Genomic DNA, 6,610 nt, shown 5'->3' on the forward strand with positions numbered 1-6,610 from the left:
ACGAACAGGTTTAATAACTTGCTAAGTGGGTGGGTGGAATTAAATATAAGATGAACGTAGGTTGGGTTGAAGCATGAAACCCAACGCCCGCTCATGTTACGCTACCGCTAACCCATCCTACAAATAATTGTGCCTCCCTACTAAGAAAAAATCTAGGGGATTCCATGATTGATAACGAACAGGTTTAATAACTTGCTATCTAAGCATAAATCAGTTACAATTCTTGCAAATTAACTTCGTCTGTGAGGAAAGCTGGAAGTGTTGTTAAAAAAAGCCAAAAGAAACGGCCGTATAAGACACATATTTTCTGGAGGAATTTTGATCACATCCTGTGTGGGGACAGCCATACTTTGCGATCGGGTGAAGGCCCTTCCTTCCCCCTTAGACATTGACGCTGCTTCTATTCGGGTATCCCAGGAAAAAATTATCATTAATTCCCCCGTAGAATTAGAGAGGACAGAAAGAGTTCTGACCACCAATTCCTTCTCGACAACAGAGGGATTAGCCGATAGTAATCTGCCCTCATCCTTAGAAAATAAACTAGGGAAATCTTCCCTCGATACTTTAGCAACAGAAAAGACCAGGACAATTTCAACCCTAGAAGAATGGAAGGCGAATCTAGGGACAACGCAAGCAAGTCAGCTTTTACCAGCAGGAGTTAATAACTCGCCAGAAGTCGAAAAATGGCAAGCACAGGCATCTACCCCCGTTGATCCCAATATTTCTCCCGAATTGCAGCGTTTACGTCAAGAGTTTCTGATTGAGGAACCGCAATTAAGGCAACAAACCCTTTCTGCGAAACTGGCGGAATTTGTGGTTACTCCTAGTGGCAGTATCTCTACTCCCAGCGCTTTTGGAGCGACTTTTGGGCAGATTTTCGGTGGTTTCGGTTTCCAGTCGAGAACCCGTTTTACCAATCAAGCAGATGGTGGGTTAGCCCTAGGGGTCGGTTTAGGAGAACCCCAGAAAATTGTCGGTTTGGATGTAACTCTGGCGATTTTGAGCCTTTTTGGTGATAACGCTGGACGGGGCAGTTTTAGCTTTAAAATTCACCGTTCTCTGCCAGAAAGTTTTGCTGTGGCCCTAGGATTTGAAAACGCTATTAACTGGGGTGGGACAGATGGCAGTAGCAGTATCTACGGGGTGGTGAGTAAATTTTTTCAGTTAACAGAAACAACGAAAGAACCCTTTAGCCAATTGACGCTCTCTTTGGGTGTTGGTGGTGGTCGTTTTCGCTCGGAAGGAGCCATCGAAGATGGGGTAAATTCCCTGGGTGTCTTTGCTAGTGCGGGTTTACGAATTGTTGAACCGGTCTCGGCCATTGTCGAATGGTCGGGTCAAGACTTAAACGCAGGTATTTCCCTGATTCCTTTCCCGAAAATCCCCTTGACGATTAACCTTGCGGGTGCTGATTTAACGGGGAATGCTGGGGACGGAGCTCGCTTCGTCATGAGTATCGGCTACAATTACTTTTTCCCCCGTTAGTCGGTTTTTATATTGTGTAACTTAGTTTTTTGAATGAGGATTAAGACCATGTTGATGAAATGGTTGACTAATTGGCAAGTTTCCCTAGTGGCGGCGGTTTTGCTGACCAATTCCCTAGTCTCTCCCGTTATGGCGCAAACCGGCAACCAATCCGATATCACCGGACCAATTCTTTCCACCAGTGATTTTGCCGGTCAAACTATCCCCATCACCACCACGGTGACGGGATTGGGATTTCAGGGGGGAGAACCGGTTCAAATCGCTGTTAATCAGGCGGCTGCTTCTGTGAATGCTCTTTTAGCCAGTAATAATTTAACCTCCCCCACAGGTATCCCGATTCCCGCAGCCGTTCAGCAATTGCTACTGAGCATCTTAACCGGGGATGCACAGGCGGGTAATAATATCAATGCTGTCATTGCCGCTCTTTACTCAGCCCCCGGCGCACCGCCTTTAAATGTTATTCAAGACTTATTGGCCAGCTTAGAGAAACTGACCAAGGAAGAGAGGGTAGTTCCAGCTAAATTGCAGGCGGCGGTGCGGGCCTATAATGCGATGATTTTAGCCAGTAACGAAGAGTTTCTCCGCAATCCCCCCGCAGAACTACGAGCAATTCAAGCATTCTTAGCTAAATTGGTGCAACCCACTATTAGCTAACCGCATTTTCCAGGCTGACTTCACCATAGTCTCCTTGGATTAGAGGGCTGTGGTGAAGGCTCCACGGTGGGCGCGGTGGTTGGCTGTGAGGGGGTTAGAGAAGGGGTATTTCCTCCCCCTAAAGATTCTTGGAGCTTGTCTCGCAGTTTTTTGGCAGTATCGGAGTTAGGATTAATTTTGAGAGCTTGTTCGTAGGCGGCCAGCGCCTCTTGGGGGCGTTTCCAGTAGGTCAAGACCAGACCTTTCCCGTACCAAGCTTGATAGAGTTGAGAATCGAGTTGCAAGGCTTTTTCATAGGCGGCATAGGCGAGGGCTAATTGTCCTAACCGCCACATTTTATTGCCTTGATTAAGCCAGTTTAGGGGATTAGTATCGTTATTATTGGGAACTTCAAAAGCCTTGTATAATTCATCCCCAATTTCTTGCAAAGATAAGGCATTGGGGGGCGAATTTTCGACATTTATCTGCCCTTGAATGCCAGACTGGGGTGCTAATTTCAAAAAAGTAGTGATGGGAATAGCGAGACTAAAGCCAATTGGCACGGGAACCTTGGCGATTTTTTCGGCTTCATTTTGTCCGTGAACCGCGATGACTCGTCCATTGAGATCCAACACTGGACCGCCACTCATGCCCCCATAGGTGACACTGGTATAAACTATCTCATACCCCAACTCCGGGGGAAATATTTTCAGCAAGGGTGTAATGTCCTTGGGCAGCACTTTCCCCACATTGAACAATCGTTTCCGCTTGCCGATAAATTTCGGATCCGGCCATCCAGAAGCAAAAATAAATTGTTCGTCAGCTACTTGATAGTTAGCCAAGGTAGCTAATTGATAATTTTGGTCGCTCTGAAACTGTACGAGAGCTAGATCTACTCCGGGTAATTTTTTGATGCTATTGTAATCGAGCGGATATTGCTTGCCATCCCAGGTAATAATTTTTAGTTGATCGTAATAGAACTTGCAGGCATCTCTAGCATCTTTACAGATCACATGACTGGCAGTAAGAACAGTATAAACTTTTCCTTCTTTGGCAATAATTGATCCAGAGCCATTAGCAGTAATTTTCCCATTCGCCCCCTCTTCTTCTGAGGGGATTAAAACGGTAATCTTTTCAGCAATTTTTTCTATCTGCTCAGTTGTTGATGCCTTAGCAATCTGAGGAGAAACCACAAACACCGCTATACTAACTAGGGCGGCGGAAATTTTCAAGAAATTGTTGCTCATTCTGGTTTAAAAATACAGTTGAGTGGAATTTACCAGAGGGGTGTGGGAGCGGGATTCTTTTCTCTTGGGGTTGACGAGGATGGAGAAGGAAAATCTTCCCAGAAAGTGGGTTCTCTATGGGTGGGAAGCGGTGGGGGTGAAACTGAGGGCCGTTGCCGACTGGAAGCAGATAGAGAAGATGACCCCGATTGTAAAAAAGTCCCGATAGGAATCGCCCAACTTAATCGACTCATTTGTTCCCACAGTGCCGGTGAAGTCACTGTTCCATCAGCAAAAACGTAGGATTTACCCCAGAGAGGATAAGCATGAATCCCGTTAATGCCAATAACTTTACCTTGCCGATTCAGCAGCGGTCCGCCACTCATGCCATTTTTAATCTTATTGGTATAGCCGATTTGGTAGCCTCTCGAAAAGGATTTATCACTCAAAAGCGACACTTTACCCAGGGTGAAGGTAAATCCTTGTTCTGTCGGGCGATCGCCATCGTAGGGAAAGCCAGCGGCGAAAACTTCATCTCCGATAGCGAGATCATCGACATTAGCCAAATCAGCAATAGAATAAACTTGGCTACTGCGAAAAGAAATTAAGCCTAAATCATAATTATTCAAGCGAATTGTTCTGACCAACTCACCCCGATGTATCTTGCCGTCAGGGGTTTGTATTTGCCAACCCCGAGAGCGATCCCGCCCTAAAACATGGTCATTAGTGAGGACTTTGTAGGAAGAACCCTGCTTTTCAACTAAAATGCCCGAACCCCAGCCTTGCCCTGATAACACCTTAACAGTAATTGCTCTGGCTAACTGACGCAGCTGTTGTTCTGAAAGTTGTTGAGAGCTATGGGCATTGGCCTGGTTAGGTTCCAGAGCAGGAGCATAGCTTTGCACAGCAAGCAAAGGTGTGGACAGTCCCAATAATAAACCGCCCACACCAGCCAAAATTCTTTTTATCGCCCGACTCACTTGATTACTATGCTCCTATCTATAGAACTAGAAAAGTTTACCAAACAGCGGGCGTTGGGTTTCCTTGCGTCAACCCAACCTACCTTATCTATAGAACTAGAAAAGTTTACCAAACAGAACCGCCTGATGGTTTTTGGGGGGGTTGTTCGGGAGAAGTCCCAGGCGCCGGAGAAGAGGACGAACCGGTGGCAGGATTTGTTTCCACGGGAACGCTTTCTAGGAATTTTTTGAAATGGACAGTGGCAGAATCCGATGAGCTTTCAAACAAAGGACTGCTGCTGGCTCCTTCCCGGATGTCGAATAGCTGTTCGATTTTCTGGGTTGCGTTTTCCCCTCTCTTGAGGGTAAATAATAGGTTACTGCTATTTGCCCGTTCTCGTCCATCACTAGGGGAATAGATGACCGGCAGACCATTGAGATAGCCAGTGGTAATAATATCAATTCCGCCTGGTCGAGCGTTCAGGCTGTTGAATCTTCCAGTTACTTCTTGACACCGTTGCATGGGAGTATAACCGGAACCGCTGAAATAACGAGAAACCCAACGAATCACAGGCTTATATTCATTAGGTCCGACTTGGGCAGCGGTTGTGGGAACTCCTACATAGGGGCCTGTCAGTGGTACAAGACACTCGAATCTGGTTTGAGCTTGGCTCGGTGATTGTAAGGTCAAGGCAGCTCCTACACCAATCAGACCAATAGTCAGAGTTTTTGTCAAAGTTTGTAATTTCATTGTCCTTATCCTAATCCTGCAAAGGGACTCCGTTGTACACTTCAAAGGTAGCTTTTGTTTTTCCGTTAAATAAAAGAAAGCAAGGCCTTTGCAACAATTCTTATTTTTTGGATTAGCTTTTCTTCAAACTCCTTTAAGAGAGCAATCAGATGAGTTCGTTTACCCCAAAGCAGACCAAACTTCTAACTTACTGACCACGCGACGAATCACCTCATCGGTAAACTCACTCATGGTCATTTGGCCCCCTAAATCGGGGGTTTTTTTGCCCTCGTGAATAGTTTCAAAGACACTTTCATAAATTGCCCTGGAAGCTTTACGCGCTTCGTTAGTTTCGATATAACCTAACAAAGCTGCCGAGGCTAAAATCATCGCCATGGGATTAGCGATATTTTTGCCCTCTAAAGCGGGGGCAGTGCCGTGGGGAGCTTCTGCCATAATAGTTTTAACCGCTAATGTCTCCTCATCAAATCCCAAAACTAAACTTTCGGCCCCGGCAATACTGCCATAGAGTTGCAAGACAAAATCAGATAATAAATCGCCATCGCGATTAAGTGCTGGAATCACCAAAGCTTCGCCGTCGGTTTGTAAAAGTAGGGCAAAAGTTGCATCAATTAACAGGGGTTGATAACGCACTTCTGGATGTCTTTGGGCTGCTGCGTCTAATTCCTCTTTAAACATCCCTTCGTAGGTGGCACTAACGGTGAATTTTGGGCCGCCAAATACCCGCGCCCCGGTTTTTTTGGCGTGTTGAAAGGTAAACTCGGCCACGGCGCGACTGGTAGCCCTAGAAATGCGCGAGGTGCGATAGGCAATTTCATCGCCAGTGGTGCTGGTTTCTCGCCATTCTCTGGCCCCGTAGGCATCATCAACGGCCATGCGGACAATGGCAATGGGAGAATAAACGCCCCCAATCGGACGAATACCGGGGATACGGCGACCGATGCGGAGAATTACCTGAGAATTCATTGCTTCTCTTAAAATAGCGTTAGGACTGCCCACATCTCCTTTGATTTCTGGGGTAATAGTGGCAGCTTTGAGAGCTAATCCGGTTTTTAGAGTCGCTTCGGCGGCCTCGTGAACCACTTGGTTGTTACTCTGGCGACGTTGGGCTAAACTAAGATCAAAATCGGCAAAGTTAAGCGGTTGACGAATTATCGAGGGTTGCAATACTCTCAGGGCTTCTAGTAATAGTTCTTCTCCAGTTTGGTCGCCGTGCATGACCACAATGGTGGGGATATTTTCAGCCATAATTTTTGAGTTTTAAGAAAAATTTTCCAGTATATGTTAATGCTTAATTGGCTGGTTAATCGGCTAAAAAAGATACTTTTTACCTTAATTAATTCTGTAATTTTATCAATCTTGTAAGTAGCTGGTTATAATTAAATTGAAGATGGCTCCCCCCTTAATCCCCCCTTAATAAGCTATCCATTAGTCAGATCTTTCTTAACAAAAAGAGAAGAAACTTAAAAAAAGGGGAAACGATTGATAGGTATAGTTTTGAAAGAAGGAATTAAGGTGGAGGTAAGCAAAAAAATGGAGAAATGGGCAGCCCAAGA

6 protein-coding genes are annotated in these 6,610 nt (G+C 45.7%); 2 read left to right on the forward strand and 4 right to left on the reverse strand.

What is annotated here, in order from left to right:
* The first annotated feature begins 258 nt into the window (after positions 1-258).
* Complete coding sequence (locus IM500_RS00735) at positions 259-1,485, forward strand: hypothetical protein (protein WP_353737884.1); 1,227 nt, start codon at positions 259-261, stop codon at positions 1,483-1,485.
* 48 nt (positions 1,486-1,533) lie between these two features.
* Positions 1,534-2,139 carry a hypothetical protein gene (locus IM500_RS00740; protein ID WP_287737415.1) on the forward strand — a complete coding sequence of 202 codons (606 nt, stop codon included), beginning with the start codon at positions 1,534-1,536 and terminating at the stop codon, positions 2,137-2,139.
* A 20-nt stretch (positions 2,140-2,159) separates the two neighbouring features.
* On the opposite strand, the gene IM500_RS00745 is transcribed toward IM500_RS00740, so the two are convergent.
* The 4 genes from IM500_RS00745 to IM500_RS00760 all read right to left on the reverse strand — a co-directional run bounded on the left by IM500_RS00745 (position 2,160) and on the right by IM500_RS00760 (position 6,302).
* On the reverse strand, positions 2,160-3,365 hold the full coding sequence (locus IM500_RS00745; protein WP_287737416.1) for a tetratricopeptide repeat-containing S1 family peptidase: 1,206 nt from the start codon (positions 3,363-3,365) through the stop codon (positions 2,160-2,162).
* 29 nt (positions 3,366-3,394) lie between these two features.
* Entirely contained in the window at positions 3,395-4,324 is a 930-nt protein-coding gene (locus IM500_RS00750) for a S1 family peptidase (protein WP_190722709.1), read from the reverse strand.
* 106 nt (positions 4,325-4,430) lie between these two features.
* Positions 4,431-5,054: a COP23 domain-containing protein gene (locus IM500_RS00755; RefSeq protein WP_287737417.1), complete on the reverse strand. Its 624-nt coding sequence runs from the start codon at positions 5,052-5,054 to the stop codon at positions 4,431-4,433.
* 159 nt (positions 5,055-5,213) lie between these two features.
* A complete protein-coding gene (locus IM500_RS00760; RefSeq protein ID WP_190722711.1) occupies positions 5,214-6,302 on the reverse strand; it encodes an isocitrate/isopropylmalate family dehydrogenase in 1,089 nt (362 codons plus the stop codon).
* Between the last annotated feature and the right edge of the window lie 308 nt (positions 6,303-6,610).

Source organism: Microcystis sp. M179S2 (genome assembly GCF_020245805.1).
Lineage (GTDB): Bacteria > Cyanobacteriota > Cyanobacteriia > Cyanobacteriales > Microcystaceae > Microcystis > Microcystis aeruginosa.

Coding starts and splice junctions, on each gene's coding strand:
- IM500_RS00740 (WP_287737415.1), top strand. CDS start 1,534: ATGTTGATGAAATGGTTGACTAATTGGCAAGTTTCCCTAGTGGCGGCG.
- IM500_RS00755 (WP_287737417.1), bottom strand. CDS start 5,054: ATGAAATTACAAACTTTGACAAAAACTCTGACTATTGGTCTGATTGGT.
- IM500_RS00760 (WP_190722711.1), bottom strand. CDS start 6,302: ATGGCTGAAAATATCCCCACCATTGTGGTCATGCACGGCGACCAAACT.
- IM500_RS00745 (WP_287737416.1), bottom strand. CDS start 3,365: ATGAGCAACAATTTCTTGAAAATTTCCGCCGCCCTAGTTAGTATAGCG.